The sequence below is a fragment of the Halospeciosus flavus genome, from assembly GCF_029814175.1.
Taxonomy (GTDB): Archaea; Halobacteriota; Halobacteria; order Halobacteriales; family Halobacteriaceae; genus Halospeciosus; species Halospeciosus flavus.
In genome coordinates this window covers 1,951,654-1,965,985 of record NZ_CP122312.1, presented here as the reverse complement: position 1 = coordinate 1,965,985, position 14,332 = coordinate 1,951,654, and the positions used below count along the sequence as shown (strand labels likewise).

15 protein-coding genes are annotated in these 14,332 nt (G+C 68.1%); 6 read left to right on the top strand and 9 right to left on the bottom strand.

The window, feature by feature from the left end:
- Positions 1 to 34 precede the first annotated feature (34 nt).
- Genes P0Y33_RS10290 through P0Y33_RS10280 form a run of 3 tightly spaced genes read right to left on the bottom strand, consistent with a single transcriptional unit; the run spans position 35 to position 1,837 of the window.
- Entirely contained in the window at positions 35 to 724 is a 690-nt protein-coding gene (locus P0Y33_RS10290; protein WP_279527320.1) for a YkgJ family cysteine cluster protein, read from the bottom strand.
- A 53-nt stretch (positions 725 to 777) separates the two neighbouring features.
- On the bottom strand, positions 778 to 1,536 hold the full coding sequence (locus P0Y33_RS10285; protein WP_279527319.1) for an MBL fold metallo-hydrolase: 759 nt from the start codon (positions 1,534 to 1,536) through the stop codon (positions 778 to 780).
- Between the two features lie 31 nt (positions 1,537 to 1,567).
- On the bottom strand, positions 1,568 to 1,837 hold the full coding sequence (locus P0Y33_RS10280) for a helix-turn-helix domain-containing protein (RefSeq protein ID WP_279527318.1): 270 nt from the start codon (positions 1,835 to 1,837) through the stop codon (positions 1,568 to 1,570).
- Between the two features lie 120 nt (positions 1,838 to 1,957).
- On the opposite strand from P0Y33_RS10280, the gene P0Y33_RS10275 reads away from it, so the two are divergent.
- The gene (locus tag P0Y33_RS10275) at positions 1,958 to 2,353 is read left to right on the top strand and encodes a PPOX class F420-dependent oxidoreductase (protein ID WP_279527317.1); all 396 of its coding nucleotides are present in this window, start codon (positions 1,958 to 1,960) and stop codon (positions 2,351 to 2,353) included.
- Between the two features lie 231 nt (positions 2,354 to 2,584).
- Entirely contained in the window at positions 2,585 to 3,289 is a 705-nt protein-coding gene (locus P0Y33_RS10270; RefSeq protein WP_279527316.1) for a class I SAM-dependent methyltransferase, read from the top strand.
- 89 nt (positions 3,290 to 3,378) lie between these two features.
- Here P0Y33_RS10270 and P0Y33_RS10265 read toward each other — a convergent pair whose 3' ends face one another.
- On the bottom strand, positions 3,379 to 4,200 hold the full coding sequence (locus P0Y33_RS10265) for an IS5 family transposase (protein WP_279527315.1): 822 nt from the start codon (positions 4,198 to 4,200) through the stop codon (positions 3,379 to 3,381).
- Positions 4,201 to 4,307: 107 nt separating this feature from the next.
- On the opposite strand from P0Y33_RS10265, the gene P0Y33_RS10260 reads away from it, so the two are divergent.
- Both P0Y33_RS10260 and thsA read left to right on the top strand, forming a co-directional pair.
- Positions 4,308 to 5,237 carry a glycosyltransferase family 2 protein gene (locus tag P0Y33_RS10260; protein WP_279527314.1) on the top strand — a complete coding sequence of 310 codons (930 nt, stop codon included), beginning with the start codon at positions 4,308 to 4,310 and terminating at the stop codon, positions 5,235 to 5,237.
- Between the two features lie 84 nt (positions 5,238 to 5,321).
- Positions 5,322 to 6,890, top strand: coding sequence for a thermosome subunit alpha (gene thsA / locus P0Y33_RS10255; RefSeq protein WP_279527313.1), 1,569 nt, complete (start codon positions 5,322 to 5,324; stop codon positions 6,888 to 6,890).
- A gap of 29 nt (positions 6,891 to 6,919) precedes the next feature.
- On the opposite strand, the gene P0Y33_RS18935 is transcribed toward thsA, so the two are convergent.
- Positions 6,920 to 7,324 (bottom strand): heavy-metal-associated domain-containing protein, encoded by a 405-nt coding sequence (locus tag P0Y33_RS18935; RefSeq protein ID WP_321170494.1) that lies wholly within the window; start codon positions 7,322 to 7,324, stop codon positions 6,920 to 6,922.
- 131 nt (positions 7,325 to 7,455) lie between these two features.
- On the opposite strand from P0Y33_RS18935, the gene P0Y33_RS10240 reads away from it, so the two are divergent.
- A complete protein-coding gene (locus P0Y33_RS10240; protein ID WP_279527312.1) occupies positions 7,456 to 8,784 on the top strand; it encodes an APC family permease in 1,329 nt (442 codons plus the stop codon).
- A 331-nt stretch (positions 8,785 to 9,115) separates the two neighbouring features.
- Positions 9,116 to 10,570, top strand: coding sequence for an APC family permease (locus P0Y33_RS10235; protein ID WP_279527311.1), 1,455 nt, complete (start codon positions 9,116 to 9,118; stop codon positions 10,568 to 10,570).
- Here the strand turns inward: P0Y33_RS10235 and P0Y33_RS10230 are convergent.
- From P0Y33_RS10230 to P0Y33_RS10215, 4 genes are all read right to left on the bottom strand, one after another.
- Positions 10,567 to 11,184 carry a trimeric intracellular cation channel family protein gene (locus P0Y33_RS10230; protein ID WP_279527310.1) on the bottom strand — a complete coding sequence of 206 codons (618 nt, stop codon included), beginning with the start codon at positions 11,182 to 11,184 and terminating at the stop codon, positions 10,567 to 10,569. The genes P0Y33_RS10235 and P0Y33_RS10230 overlap by 4 nt on opposite strands.
- A gap of 6 nt (positions 11,185 to 11,190) precedes the next feature.
- Positions 11,191 to 11,952, bottom strand: a complete 762-nt coding sequence (locus P0Y33_RS10225; protein ID WP_279527309.1) for an SAM hydrolase/SAM-dependent halogenase family protein — start codon at positions 11,950 to 11,952, stop codon at positions 11,191 to 11,193.
- A gap of 48 nt (positions 11,953 to 12,000) precedes the next feature.
- Positions 12,001 to 13,524, bottom strand: coding sequence for an alpha,alpha-trehalase TreF (treF, locus tag P0Y33_RS10220; RefSeq protein WP_279527308.1), 1,524 nt, complete (start codon positions 13,522 to 13,524; stop codon positions 12,001 to 12,003).
- Positions 13,525 to 13,647: 123 nt separating this feature from the next.
- Entirely contained in the window at positions 13,648 to 14,160 is a 513-nt protein-coding gene (locus tag P0Y33_RS10215) for a nicotinamide-nucleotide adenylyltransferase (protein ID WP_279527307.1), read from the bottom strand.
- Positions 14,161 to 14,332 lie beyond the last annotated feature (172 nt).

The following is a 14,332-nucleotide window of genomic DNA, read 5'->3' as shown; positions in this document are numbered from 1 at the left end:
TCGGGTCTCCTCGCACCGCTCGGTCGAACGCTCGTCACTCCGCGTACGGCGTCCCGTCGGGGTGCTTCGGACCCTCCGAGTCGTAGACGACGGTCTCGTCGGCGTCGTGCGCGACCGGTTCGTAGTTGTCGCGGACGCCGATGGCCTCCTCCAACTCGCGGACCGCTCGCTCCTTCAGCACCGCGGCGAGTTCCTCTGCGTCTTCGCGGGAGATGTCGCGGCCGAGTCCCTCACACTCGTGGGCGCGGACGACGCCCGCCTCGTCGACGGCTTCACCCATCGGCTGTGTCGTCCCGTCGAGCGCGACGCTGAACGGGTAGGTGTGACAGATGAGCGGGCGCTCGTCGTGGACGGTGCACTCGCCGCGGCCGCTTTCGTCCTCCGCGTAGAAGGTACAGTCGCCGCAGGCGTCGGTCTGGAGCGCCCACTCGAACGTCTCGCCCGACCCGTCCTCGTCGAGACCGAAGGGCATCGGGCGTGCGACGTCGCGCCAAGGCTCTCCCGTCTCCTCCTGTAGCGTCCGCACCTCGTCGGGGAAGACGGTCGCCGTGTGGGGGTCTTTCGTCGCACCGTCTTCGCCGGTCTCGTCGCCACCCGGCTTCTCGTCGGCCGTACAGCAGGCCCCACACCGCGTGCACTCGAAGCCGATGGACTCGATGGCGTCCGCCAACTCGCCGACGTCGAGGGCGCGCGCGCGTTCGAGTTCGACTTCCAGACTCTCCATACCGTCGATTCGGTCGGCGACGGGAAAAGCGCGCTGACCGCGGCCGCGCGTCGCTACGTCGGGTCCGCCCGTTCCCCGTCCCAGGCGACCCGGCCCTCGACGGCGAGTTTGTCGAGGTGTGCCTCGATCGTGAGCGCGGCTAGTCGCCGGAAGTCACCGAGGTCCTTCTCGTAGACGGCGTCGAGAATCTCGTCGACCGTCCGCGCCCCCTCGCCGACGGCCCGCTCGATGCTGCGCTCGCGCTCGCGTCGGTGCGCGAGCAGGTCGGCGATTCGCCCGCGCGGGTCTTCGATGGGCGGTCCGTGGCCCGGGTAGAGTGTGTCGGGGTCGCGGGCGTAGAGTCGTCGCAAGGAGGTGACGTAGGCACGCATGTCCGCGCCCTCGCCGCCGACGAACGTGCTCCCGACGTCCGCACCGAAGACGAGGTCGCCGGACAGGTAGTCGTCGTCGACGCGGAGGGCGACGTGGTCGCGGGCGTGGCCCGGCGTCTCGACGACCGTCGCGGGGCCGACGGTGTCGCCCGCCCGGAAGGTTCGGTCGGGTTCGACGCCGGTCGTCGTCTCGAAGGCGTCGACGTGTCGGGCGTGCGACCACACCGTCGCGTCCGTCCGTTCCGCGGCCGTGGCGACGCCACCGGCGTGGTCCGCGTGCGTGTGCGTCAGCACAATGTCCGAGACTTCCACAGTGTTCACACTGTCTACAATGTCCTGCGCGGAGCCAGCCGGGTCGACGAGCAGCGAGTCGACGCGGTACCCGTTCGTCGCGCCGGACGGGACGCGGAGGTCGACGTCGAAAGCGTGGCGGCGAATCACGACCGAAGAGAGGGGGTCCGGGGTGGAAAACCTAGTCGTCGAGGAAGTAGACCTGCTTGCGCGCGTCGCGGAAACTGTAGCGAGAGCCGACGAGGTCGGCGTCGCCGAGCCGGTTGAGCGCGTAGCGGACGGTGCGGTCCGGGAGCAGCGACTCCTCGGCCAGTTCGCCCTGCGAGAGCGGCTCGTCGCCCTCCAGAACCTTCGCGACGAGTTTGGCGCTGGGCGGGAGTTCGCGCAGGCGCTCGCGGAACTCCTCGTCGGTCTCGATGGGTGATTGGTGGTCGACTGACGTCGTACTCATGAGTAAGGGTGTCACGCCATCGTAGGTAAAGGTTGGCTATATGTCCGACTATACTCCTTATATGGACTTAATCATCTTGGGTTGGGGTAGTTTCTTCTCCCGGTCGTGTGTCTCGTCGCTATGGCCGGAATTCCCGAGAGTCGATACGACCTGTTCGAGAGCGAGTCCTTCTGTCACTTCGCGACCCTCCTTCCCAACGGATTTCCCCACGTGACGCCGGTGTGGGTCGACCACGACGGCGGCGACGTCCTGATCAACACCGCCCGCGGCCGTCGGAAGGAGCGGAACGTTCGTCAGGACCCGCGAGCGGGCTTCTCCGTTCTCGACCCGGACGACCCGTATCGCTTCTGTTCGGGGTGGGGTGAGGTCGTCGAGGTAACGTCCGAGAGCGCCGTCGAGCACATCGACGAACTCGCGCGCCGGTACATGGACGTCGAGGAGTACCCGTACAAGGACCAGGACGAAGGCGAACGGCTCATCGTCCGCCTCCGCCCCGAACACGTCGTCACGGAGTAGTCCGCGGTCCCGACTCGCCGTTCGGTGTGGCTTCGTCGTGAAGTGAGCGAAGCGGGCGAAAACACGGCGGTCTCGCGAGCGGAGCGAGTGAGACCTCGTGGTGGAGTGAGCGAAGCGGGCGAAAACACGGCGGTCTCGCGAGCGGATCGAGTGAGACCCCGTGGTGGAGCGAGCGAAGCGAGCGAAACCACGGCGGTTTTATCCCTCGCCGGCAGTAGTCTCGAAACGAACGTGAAGGGACAGGAGTGGTACCAGGCCACCGAAGTCGCGGAGGAGTACGACGAGAAGCGCTTCTCCCGCGGTGGCCGACTCATCGACCGCCGCGAGAAGCGGGCCGTCCTCGAGGCGCTCGGCCCCGTCGAGGACAAACGTGTCCTCGAGATCGCCTGTGGGACCGGCCGATTCACCGTGATGCTCGCCGAGCGCGGCGCCGAGATCACGGGACTCGACATCTCCGGGCCGATGCTCCAAGAAGGCCGCGAGAAGGCACAGCAGGCGGGCGTCGCCGACCACCTCGAGTTCATGCGTGGTGACGCGGCCCGACTCCCGTTCCCGGACGACTACTTCGACACCGTGTTCGCGATGCGCTTTTTCCACCTCGCCGATACGCCGGCGAAGTTCCTCAGCGAGATGGCGCGCGTCTCGAAGAACCAGGTCTTCTTCGACACCTTCAATCGCTTCAGCACGCGCTCGATCTACAACTGGTTGCTCCCGATGGGGTCGCGACTCTACGGTCGCGACGAGGTCGAGGACCTCGTCTCCGGCGCCGGCCTCTCGCTCGTCGACGCCGAACACGACTTCGTCCTCCCCTACGGACTCTACCGGCAGATTCCGGACTGGATCGCCGACGACCTGCGTGAGTTCGACACGACGGTCGGGTCGACCGGACTCGGCGACAAACTCGCCTCCGTCTCCTACTGGGACGCCCGGGTGTAGCCCGCGGTCGAGCGGGCCACTTGCGCCCCTCGGCGGACGGCGTCGTCCGAGGTATTTGGCTCTGTAGTTTCGGTACACGGCGGTTGATTTCACGGATATCTCACGCTCCGGCGAAGGTTGTAGACGGTGGCTTTCAGCAGCATTTCACGGAACTCCAGCCACCAGCTTCGCGCACGCACGGCTGCGCCGAGCGTGCGCTTGATTGAGGAGAAGACGGTTTCTGACATGGAGCGCTGGTGGTACCGATCACCGTCTATGCGGGCGTTATGGGCGTGATCGAGCGGGTTCATGATCCTGTGCTTGATCAGCGGTCTGATGCCGTTGTTGCGGAGTTCGTCGCGGAAGGCTTTGGCGTCGTAGCCTCGGTCGGCAGCGAGGCTCCGCAGGTCGCCGGCGTTGCGCCGGGCGACCTGCGGGCCGATCTTCGCATCGTGTTTCTTCGAGGTCGTCGAGTGGATGTCGGTGATGTACAGCGTTTCGACATCCACGAGTGCAGTGACCTTCAGTGCCCGAATGCGGTAGTGCGTGCGATTGGCGTAGTGGCGGCTGGGCTGGTCGCGGTCGAAGCCAGTCGAATCGATGGCGGCGTGGCCAGTGCGTTTCTCGGCTGACGCGCCGAGAAACGCACGCCACGTCTTGGTCGGAATCCGAGCGAACCACGTGCGGAGGACGGTGTAATGAGGAAGCCGCGTGAGCCCAATCTCGTCAAGAACGCCGGGCATCTCGCTGAGCAAATCCACCGCAACGCGGTAGGATTTGCCCAGCTCGATCCGGAGTGCATGAAGCGTGAGCATCGCCCATTCGGCGAACCCGCCACCCCCTTCGGGGTCGGCGGGTTCGTCTGGGTTAGCGACAACTGATTTAGCCTTAGCGACCGTAACACGGGTGAGGAGACGGAATTCCGATACCAAAGCATTCTGTCTCTTCGTTTTCTACGGCAATAACGCAGTCGCGGCGGTTCCGTCTAGCGAAACTACAGAGCCAGGTATTTTTACACACAGGTGCGTTGTACCGTGATATGGACATCTCGGTGGTGGTGCCGACGCTGAACGCACGGGACCGCCTCGCGACGGTACTCGACGCGCTGGACGCGAACGCGCCGTCCGTCGAAGTCGTCGTCGTCAACGGGCCGTCCTCCGACGGCACCTCCGGGATGGTTCGCGAACACGACGCCGTCGACGTCCTCCTCGAACTCTCCGAACGGAACCTCAACGCCGCGCGGAACGCCGGGTTCAGCGCCGCCTCGGGCGACGTCGTCGCACTCGTCGGACAGGACAGCGAGGTCCAACCGGGCTGGGCCGACGCCGTCCGAGAGGCCGTCCGCGAGGGGGCCGACGTCGTCACCGGCCCGATCCACCGCGAGGTGTCGGGCGGCGTCACCACCGAGGCCGTCGAGCGGGCCGACCTCGCCGGCCGGTCGGTCACCTTCTTCGACGGCGGGAACGTCGCGTTCACCCGCGAGACCGTCGAGGCGCTCGACGGGTTCGACGAGTACCTCCAGACTGGTGCCGCCCGCGACGCCGCACACCGACTCGCGGCGATGGACCGAGAGGTCGTCTGGCACACCGACGTCGTCGTCCTCCGCGAGGAACGCGACGACGTGGCCGACCGTATCGCCGACAGCGCCGACGTCCCCGCGTGGGGGCTGAAGTACCGCGCGCTCTCCTATCGCCTCGTGAAGAACTACGGTCTCCGCCCGCGCATCCTCTGGCGCGGAATCAAACACGCCGTCGGCGACGCGTTCGGCGTGGCCTGCGACGTCGCCCGCGGCGACGAGGACCCCTCGAAGTGGTTCGCCAACGGGTCGGCCGTCGTCACGAACGTCGCGACCGGCGTCCGCGAGGGCCTGCGCGCCCGGCGGGCGGACGACCCGCCCCGTCGGAACCCGAACGGAATCTCCTCGCGGATGGACCGGACGGTGTCGCGCTACGAACGGAGTCCCGCGTAGACGGGTCGCCCCCGAGTGCCGTGCTACCTCACCCCGCCACTCCGCGAAATCTATATATAGAACCGCTAGCGTCTGGAATCTCGTATGTCGTACAGTGCTGGTACGGGCAGTCCCATCTACATCCTGGGGGACGCCCAGAGGACCCGTGGTCGTGACGCACAGTCGTCGAACATCGCCGCCGGCAAGGCCGTCGCGGAGGCGGTCCGTACGACGCTCGGCCCCCGCGGGATGGACAAGATGCTCGTCGACTCGACGGGGACCGTCGTCGTCACGAACGACGGCGTGACCATCCTCGAAGAGATGGACATCGAACACCCCGCGGCCCAGATGCTCGTCGAGGTCGCCGAGACACAGGAGAACGAGGTCGGCGACGGGACGACGACCGCCGCGGTCCTCGCGGGGACGCTCCTCGCGAAGGCCGAGAAACTCCTCGAACGTGACGTCCACCCGACGACTGTCGTCGAGGGGTACGCCGCGGCCCGCGACGTCGCCCTCGAAGCTATCGACGACCTCGTCCTCGACGAGGAGTTAGACGACGACCTGCTCCGCCGCGTCGCCGCGACGAGCATGACCGGCAAGGGGACCGGCGACGTGAGCGCCGACGTCCTCGCCGACCTCGTGGTCCAGGCCATCCGCCACGTCCACGACGGCGAGACCGTCCACCGCGACGACGTCCGCGTCCACACGCAGGTCGGCGCCGCGGCCGGCGCGACCGAACTCGTCGAGGGGATCGTCGTCGACGAGGACCCCGTCCGCGACGACGTCCCCCGTGACGTCCGGGACGCGACCGTCGCCGTCCTCGGCGCGAAACTCGACACCCGCGAGACGTCGACCGACGTCGAGTACACCATCACGAGCACGGACCAACTCGACGCCGTGCTCGACGCCGAAGAGCGCGAACTCCGCGGCTACGCCGAGACCATCGCCGACGCCGGCGTCGACGTCCTCTTCTGCACGAAGGCCGTCGACGACCGCGTCGCCGCCTTCCTCTCGAACGAGGGCGTCCTCACGTACGAGAACGTGAAGTCCTCGGACGCGGAGGCACTCGCCAACGCGACCGGCGCGACGCTCCTCGGCGGCGTCGACGGTCTCAACGAGGCGGACCTCGGGTTCGCCGAGCACGTCCGCGTCGAGTCCTTCGGCGACGACCACCTCACCTTCGTCGAGGGTGGCGCGGAGGCCGAGACCGTCACGCTGTTCCTCCGCGGTGGCACCGACCACGTCCTCGACGAACTCGAACGCGCCGTCGGCGACGCTCTCGACGTGGCCGCCGTCGCACTCGCAGAGGGCGGCGTCGTCCCCGGCGCGGGCCTGACCGAAATCGTCCTCGCGGACCGCGTCCGCCACGCCGCGACGGGCATCGAGGGGCGCGGCCAACTCGCGGCCGAGGCGTTCGCCGACGCCCTCGAACTCCTCCCGCGGACGCTCGCGGAGAACACGGGGATGGACCCCATCGACGCGCTGGTCGACCTGCGCGCCGCCAACGACTCGGGTCGGGCCGGCATCATCAGCAGCGGCGAGACCGGCGAGATCGCCGACCCCGTCGAACACGGCATCTTCGACCCCGCCGCGGTGAAGCGCGAGGCCGTCGAGTCCGCGACCGAGGCCGCGACGATGATCGTCCGCATCGACGACATCATCGCCGCCGAGTAGCCCGAAGAACCGTCTTCGCCGGGGTTCCGTCAGTCGAGGTCGTAGCCGACGTCCTCGACGGCGTCTTCGACGTCGTCCTCGTCGACGTCACCCGTGACGGTGACGGTCCCGTCCTCGTGGTCGGCCGAGGCGGAGTCGACCTCGTCGAGGTTGCCGACCGCCTCGGCGACGGTGTCCGCGGCGTCCGGACTGTCCACGTTCTCGACCTCGAACGTCTGTCCGTCGGCCCCGTCGTGGGACCCCTGCAGTTCGTAGCCGACGTCTTCGACGGCGTCCGCGACGTCGTCCTCGTCGACGTCACCCGTGACGGTGACGGTCCCGGCCTCGTGGTCGGCCTCGATGGACTCGGCGTCGTCGATGTCGCCGACCTCCGAGGAGACGATTTTCTCACAGCCGCTACACGTCATTCCGTCGACGTCGAACGTCTTCGACATGTCTATTACATATTCAATATATACGGAAAAAGGCCCGAGTACACGGCGAACAGTCCTCAGACGGGAAGTCGCGAGAGGGCGGTGGGGCGGCCCGTACACCTAACACGCGTCCGTCCCTACCACTGGGCCGAATGTCGGACTCCGACGGTACGCTCGGGTGGTTCTCCGCCGTCTCCATCGCCCTCGGCGGGATGATCGGCGGCGGTATCTTCTCCGTCCTCGGCGTCGTCGCGAACATCGCGGGGACGGGTGCGTGGGTCGCGTTCGTCGCCGCGGGCGTCGTGGCGCTCTGTGCGGGGTACTCCTACACCAAACTCAACGAGGTCGCCGACCGGAACGGAGCGTCGGTCACGTACGTCCAGTGGGCCTCGGACAACACGACGCTCGCGGGGATGGTCGGCTGGACGCTCCTCTTCGGGTACGTCGGGTCGATGGCGATGTACGCCTACGCCTTCGGGAGTTTCTTCGTCGAACTGGTGGGTGTCCACGCGGTCGGCGCGATGGCACTCCGGCCGGTCGTCTCGACCGCCGCGGTCGGCCTGTTCGTCGGCCTGAACCTCCTGGGCGCCCGGACCAGCGGCGTCACCGAGAACGTCCTCGTCGCCGTGAAGATGGTCGTCCTCCTCGGATTCGGGCTGTTGGGTGCCTACTACGGACTCCGGCAGGGGAAACTGGAGTTCGTGAGCCGCGAACTCTCCGGCCTGAGTCCCCTGGTCGCGGCCGCCGTCTCCTTCGTCGCCTTCCAGGGGTGGCAACTCCTCTTCTACGACCGCGAGAGCGTCCACGACCCGGACAGGACCATCCCGCGAGCTATCTACACCGCGATTCCGGTCGCCGTCGCGACGTACGTCCTCGTCGCCGTCGTGACGACGAGTCTCCTCTCGCCCGAACTCATCCTCCGGAAGAAGGAGGTGGCGCTCGCGGTGGCCGCCCGCCCGGTCCTCGGCGAGGCGGGGTTCGTCCTCGTCGGCGTCGCCGCACTCGTCTCGACGGGTAGCGCCATCAACGCGACTCTCTTCTCGGCCGCGCACTTCGCGAAGGGGATGCTCCGCGAGGACCTCCTGCCCGACCAGTTCGGCGACGGCGACGCCGACGGCATCCCCGTACGGACGATGCTTCTCCTCGGTCTCGTCACCGTCGGCTTCACCGTCTACGGCAGTCTGGAGGGTATCACCTCCTTCGCGTCGCTCGCGTTCATCGTCGTCTTCGGCGTGATGAGTTCGCTCGCGTTCACTCTCCGCGACGACGAGCGCGTGAGTGCGGTGATTCCGACGGTCGGCGTCCTCGGGACCGCGCTGTTCGCGCCGCTGATGCTCTGGCACCTCGCCACTCGCGAACCGCGCGTCTTCGTCGCAGTCGTCCTCACCGCGCTGGCGGTGTTCGTCGTCGAACTCACCTACTTCGAGCGCCGGACGCTCGCCGCCTACGCCCGTCGCATCGAACCGGAGTTCGGCGAGTGACCCCGCCGTCCGTCGTCCGTCGTTCGCTCACGTCGTCGACGTCGAACCGCGTGGTCGTTCGACGTGCTCGCCTCGCCCCATATCTCAGTTATCGGGCGTATATCTCAGTTGTTGTCCGAATATATCGACCATCTCCACCATATCTCAGTTATTGGCCGCGTATCTCAGTTGTCGGCCCGATAACTGAGATATGGTACACCTCTGGAAGCGGTCGAGGGACGACCGGGTGACCGGCCGACTCCCGTGTCGGCGGCCGCGTCGACGCTGGTGCGCCGTCTATCTGTCGGCGGGGCCACAACTCTTTCCGCGCCGATGGCCGAACACCACCCGCATGGGGGAGCAGTTCGGGCTTCGAGAGAGTGTCGCGATCGCCCTGGGCGGAATGATCGGTGGCGGTATCTACGCCGTCCTCGGGGTGGTCGCCGGAATCGCGATGTACGCGACGTGGTTCGGCTTCGTCGCCGCGGGCGTCGTCGCGCTCTGTGCGGGCTACTCGTACAACGTACTCAACGCGCTCGGCGACCAGCGCGGGGGGTCGGTCTCCTTCATTCAGGAGTTCGTCGGCAACTCCACGCTCGCGGGGATGGTCGGGTGGTCCCTGTTGTTCGGCTACATCGGTTCGATGGCGATGTACGCCTTCGCGTTCGCGGAGTTCACGCTGGGCTTCGCCGCGGTACCCGACAGCTACGCCGGCGTCCCGCTCCGTCCCGTCGTCTCCGTGCTCGCGGTGGCGCTGTTCGTCGTCCTCAACGTCGCCGGGGCGCGCGTCACCGGGTCGGCCGAGAACGTCCTCGTCGCCGCGAAAGTCGGCATCCTCGTCGCGTTCGGCGTCTGGGGACTCGTCTACCTCGCGCCCGTCTCGGGCCAACCGGTCAGGCTCGGTTTCGACCGACTCACCGGCATCACCCCCATCGTCGCGGCCGCCATCTCCTTCGTCGCCTTCCAGGGGTGGCAACTCCTCTTCTACGACCAGGAGCGCATCGAGGACCCGACCGAGACGATCCGGAAGGCGGTCTCCCTCTCGATTCCGACCGCGGTCGTCATCTACGTCCTGGTGGCCGTCGTGACGACGAATCTCGCACCCCAGGCCATTCAGCACCACCCCCACGTCGCGCTCGCAGACGCCGCGTCGGCGATGCTGAGCTACTTCGGTCTCGCCTCGCTGGGTTTCCTCGTCATCTCGATATCGGCGCTGTTCTCGACGGGGAGCGCCATCAACGCGACCCTCTTCTCGTCGGGCCACTTCGCGAAGAAACTCGTCTCGGGGAACCTCCTGCCCGACCAACTCGCCGACGCCGAGGCCGACGGCGTGCCCGACGTGACCATCCTCGTCCTCGGACTCGTCACCGCCGCGTTCACCGCGTGGGGGAGTCTCGGCGCCATCACCTCCTTCGCGTCGCTCGCGTTCATCGTCGTCTTCGGGTCGGTGAGCGTCCTCGCGTTCCGCCAGCGCGACGCGGCGTCGATTCACCCCGTCCCGCCGGCCGTCGGCGCGGTCGGCGCGTTCGCCTTCGCCCCGGTGATGCTCTGGAACCTCTACCACCGCGAGCGACACACGTTCTGGATGGTCCTCGTCGTCGCGGTGTTCGTCGTCCTCGTCGAACTCCTCTACTTCGAACGCGGCGAACTCGAAGACCACGTCCCCGACGGCGTCGAGGACGGCGTGGAGGAGGCGGTCGAACGCGTCGGCGACGGGGTCGACGCGGTCGGTGACGGCGTCGAAGACGTCGTGGACGGTGTCGGCGACTCGACGGACGACCGCGACGAGTCGGACGACGAACCCTAGAGCCGCGGGAGTTCCCACCCGCGCCGGAGCGCCGCCACGCGCGTCCCGAAGACGACGGCTGCACAGGCCACCGCGGCGGTTCGGGGGTCGACTCCCGCCGCCGTCGCCGTGACGAAGACTACCCCGCCGGCGACGGCGCAGGTGGCGTAGAAGTCCTCGGTGAGGACGAACGGGATCCGGTCGAGGAGCACGTCGCTGATGGTCCCGCCGCCGACGCCGGTGAGCGCCGCGAGGACGACCACGCCGAACGCGGAGACGCCCGCGTCGACGCCGACGAGCGCGCCCGTCGCCGCGAACGCCGCGAGGCCGACCGCGTCCGAGACGAGCAACGCGGGGTGGTCGAGGAGGTGGCGCTCCTCGATGATTCGTGCGAGGACCATCGCCAGCACGACGCCCAGCGCCGCCCACGTGACGTCGTTGCTCCCGCTGAGTGCCGCCGGAATCCGCCCCACGAGGACGTCGCGGGTGATGCCCCCGCCGAGCGCCGTCAGGAAGCCGAGCACCGAGACCCCGAGCAGGTCGAGGCGGGCGTCGCTGGCCTTCAGCGACCCGACGACCGCGAAGGCGACGAGGCCGACGGCGTTCATCACGTCGAAGACCGGTATCGGACTCATCGGCGGTTACGGCGCCCGCAACTCGACGGGGCTGCCCGGTTCGACGCCGAACGCCTCGTCGCCGCGGCCGCGGTTGACCGCCAACTCGACGTTCCCATGGCTGCCGACGGTCACCAACCACTGGCCGGCGTCGACGTGGGCGTAACTCTCGGCGACGGGGGCCTCCTGGCCGTTCACCGCGACGTGCTCGGGGAGGGTATCGAGGACGCTCCCCGGGAGGTTGGTGACGGCGTTCCCGAAGTCGTCGACGGCCAGCACCTCGCCGCGGCACACATCGGTACCGAGGTCCGGGTCGGGGAAGGAGAGGTCGACCCACTCGTCGGTCGCCTCGAACTCCGGGCGGGTCGAGAATCCCTCGACGCCGGCCTCGTGGACCTCCGCGGCGGCGGGTGCGAACACGTCTCGGCCGTGGAAGGTCGAACTCGCCGGTTCCTGGCCGCGGATCTCGAACACCTCGAACTCACCGTCGGGGGCGAGTTCGCGCGCGACCGGGACGAGGACGCCGTTGTCCGGACCGACGAGTGCGTGTTCGCCCGCCCGGACGACGACGGCGGCGCGGTCGGTGCCGACGCCGGGGTCGACGACGACGAGGTGGACCGCCGGCGGGAAGTACGGCAGGACCTCCCGCAGCCAGAACGCCGTCGTCCGCACGTCCTGCCGAGGAAAGTCGTGTGCGACGTCGACGAGTCGCGCGTCCGTCTGCTGGAGGATCACTCCCTTCATCGCTGCCGGGTACGGCGTGCCGAAGTCGGAGGCGAGCGTGAGCATACGCGGGAGTGTGCGCGGCGAGTGGAAAAACGGTTCGTCGTTCGGCCTCTACTCCCCGAGGTCGAGGTCCCGGCGGAGGGCCGAGACGACGCCGTTGGTCCACCCGAAGCCGTCCTGGAGTTCGTACTCGCCGCCGCCGGCCGCGCTCTCCGGGTCGACGACGTCGTACTTCTCCAGCATCTTCCCCGTGCGCTCGAACTGCGCGCGGTTGGCCGCGAGCCACCGCTCGGCGACCTCCCGGGCGAGGTCGTCGTGACCGTAGCGCTGGAGCCCTCGGACCGCGACGTACTGGAGCGGCGCCCAGCCGTTCGGCCAGTCCCACTGCTCGGGGCTGTCGGCGAGCGTGGTGACGAGGCCGCCCTCCTGGAGGAACGCGCTCTCCAGTCGGTCGGCGACGGCGGCGGCGCGGTCGTCGCTCGCGAGTCCGGTGAACAGCGGCGCAGCGCAGGCGAGCGTCTCCCGCTCGGCACGTTCGTCGCGTCGCCAGTCGTAGTCGACGTACGTCCCTCGCTCGGAGACCCAGCAGTGTGCTTCGACGGCCTCGCGGCGTTCGGCGGCGCGGCGGTCGTACTCGCTGGCACGGTCCGCTTCACCGGCCTCGCGGAACCACTCCGCGAGGTGCGTCTCCATCCCGAAGAGGAAGGCGTTCAGGTCGACCGGGACGAGGTCGGTCGTCCGTATCGTGCGGAGGTCGTCGGGGTCGGCGAGCCAGCGACTCGAGAAGTCCCACCCGGACTCGCAGGCGGCGCGGACGTCGCGGAAGAATTTGGGGCGTTCGTCGGGGTCGAAGTCGGCGGCGAGTTCGCGGTCCTCGCGGTAGGACTCGGGTCGGGGTTCGGGGCGGTCGTCCCAGTACCGGTTCAGCACCGTGCCGTCGACGTTCACGGCGCGGCGGTGGGCCTCGCCCGCGTCGAGGTCGGTCGCGCCGTCCAGCCAGTAGTCGTGTTCGGCGTCGAGGCGGTCGAGGTAGGGTTCGACGGCCGCGAAGCCCCGCTCGTGTTCGAGGACGGCGAGGAGCCGGTAGAACAGCGGTGGCTGGGAACGACTCCGGAAGTAGCGGCGTGCCCCGTTCGGGACGTGCCCGACGCGGTCGACGAGGCTGGCGTAGTCCTCCGCGAGGTCGGCGACGAGGTCGACGCGGCCGTCCGCGGCCAGTCCCTCGGCGGTGAAGTAGGTGTCCCAGTAGTACATCTCGCGGAACCGCCCTCCGGGGACGACGTAGCGCCGCGGGAGCGGGAGGCGGGTGTCCCACCGGTCGACGTCGGCGTCGGCCGGCCGGGTGAGGTGGTCCCAGAGCAGGTCGACGTGCTCGTGCATCGTGCGGTCGGCCGGGAGGTCGGGCGTCTCGGTCTCGTCGCTCGGGACGTCGAAGTGCTCGCGGACGAACGCGTCGAGGTCGAAGTCGGCGTCGTCGCGGCGCGCGCGGAAGCGTTCGCGAATCACGGCCGGGTCGACGCGCGGGACGCAGTCGACGAACGTCTTCGAGTCGTCGAAGACACCCTCGCGCTGGACCGCCCGGTAGAGCGGTCCCGACAGCTGTGGGTAGCGGTCGATCGGGGGCGAATCGGACATTTACAACCGATGTTGTTACTCCTCGACGTAAATCCGTGGGGTTCGTTCCCGCGACGCTCGGGTAGGGTCCAGTAGTCGTCGGTCGACGCCGGGTAGACGTTCGGTGACGACGTGGAGTGCCCCCTAAGAACTGTCCGTGTCGGCGACGCGGCGAATCCGTTCGAGGCCGTCGATCTCCTCGATGACCTCGGCTACCTTCGGGTGGACGAGGTTCTCCCAGTCGTCGCCCTCGACCATCCGGCGGCGGATCTCCGTGCCTTCGAGGACGTCGCGTTCGAACATCGGCGACTGGCGGACCTCGATGCCCGCCTCGTTGAACAGTCGGACCACGAGGGGGTTGTTCGAGTAGGCGATGTCGAAGCGCGGGCTCATGCTCTGGACGTGGCTGACCCAGACCGCGTTTCGGTTGATGTCTTCGATGGGCACCACGTAGGTCACGAGGTCGACGTCGACGAGCGCCTTCGTGATCATCATCATGCGCTCGCCGCCCGTGAAGGGGTTACGGTCGGTGTGCGAGTCGCCGGCGCTCCCGATGCCGACGACGAGTTCGTCGACCTCGTCGGCGATCTGCTCGACGACCCGGTGGTGGCCGTTGTGATAGGGCTGGAACCGGCCGATGTAGAACCCACGCGTCATTAGTCGTGGAGGGTGGTTGTGGAGTGTCGTGCATAAACATAGCGAGTCACGGAAAGGAGAGGGATATTCGGAGCGAACGAGATTCGGAACGAGCGACCGGAGGGAGCGAGTGAGAATCTCGGAAACGCGAACGGGGAGGAACGACCCGTGAGCGAATGGCTGTGAACCGCCG

Excerpts from the sequence above, each read along its gene's own strand:
- P0Y33_RS18935 (WP_321170494.1), bottom strand. The coding sequence starts at position 7,324 with ATGTCGAAGACGTTCGACGTCGACGGAATGACGTGTAGCGGCTGTGAG.
- P0Y33_RS10215 (WP_279527307.1), bottom strand. The coding sequence starts at position 14,160 with ATGACGCGTGGGTTCTACATCGGCCGGTTCCAGCCCTATCACAACGGC.
- thsA (WP_279527313.1), top strand. The coding sequence starts at position 5,322 with ATGTCGTACAGTGCTGGTACGGGCAGTCCCATCTACATCCTGGGGGAC.
- P0Y33_RS10230 (WP_279527310.1), bottom strand. The coding sequence starts at position 11,184 with ATGAGTCCGATACCGGTCTTCGACGTGATGAACGCCGTCGGCCTCGTC.
- P0Y33_RS10260 (WP_279527314.1), top strand. The coding sequence starts at position 4,308 with ATGGACATCTCGGTGGTGGTGCCGACGCTGAACGCACGGGACCGCCTC.
- P0Y33_RS10275 (WP_279527317.1), top strand. The coding sequence starts at position 1,958 with ATGGCCGGAATTCCCGAGAGTCGATACGACCTGTTCGAGAGCGAGTCC.
- P0Y33_RS10235 (WP_279527311.1), top strand. The coding sequence starts at position 9,116 with ATGGGGGAGCAGTTCGGGCTTCGAGAGAGTGTCGCGATCGCCCTGGGC.
- treF (WP_279527308.1), bottom strand. The coding sequence starts at position 13,524 with ATGTCCGATTCGCCCCCGATCGACCGCTACCCACAGCTGTCGGGACCG.
- P0Y33_RS10225 (WP_279527309.1), bottom strand. The coding sequence starts at position 11,952 with ATGCTCACGCTCGCCTCCGACTTCGGCACGCCGTACCCGGCAGCGATG.
- P0Y33_RS10290 (WP_279527320.1), bottom strand. The coding sequence starts at position 724 with ATGGAGAGTCTGGAAGTCGAACTCGAACGCGCGCGCGCCCTCGACGTC.
- P0Y33_RS10240 (WP_279527312.1), top strand. The coding sequence starts at position 7,456 with ATGTCGGACTCCGACGGTACGCTCGGGTGGTTCTCCGCCGTCTCCATC.
- P0Y33_RS10280 (WP_279527318.1), bottom strand. The coding sequence starts at position 1,837 with ATGAGTACGACGTCAGTCGACCACCAATCACCCATCGAGACCGACGAG.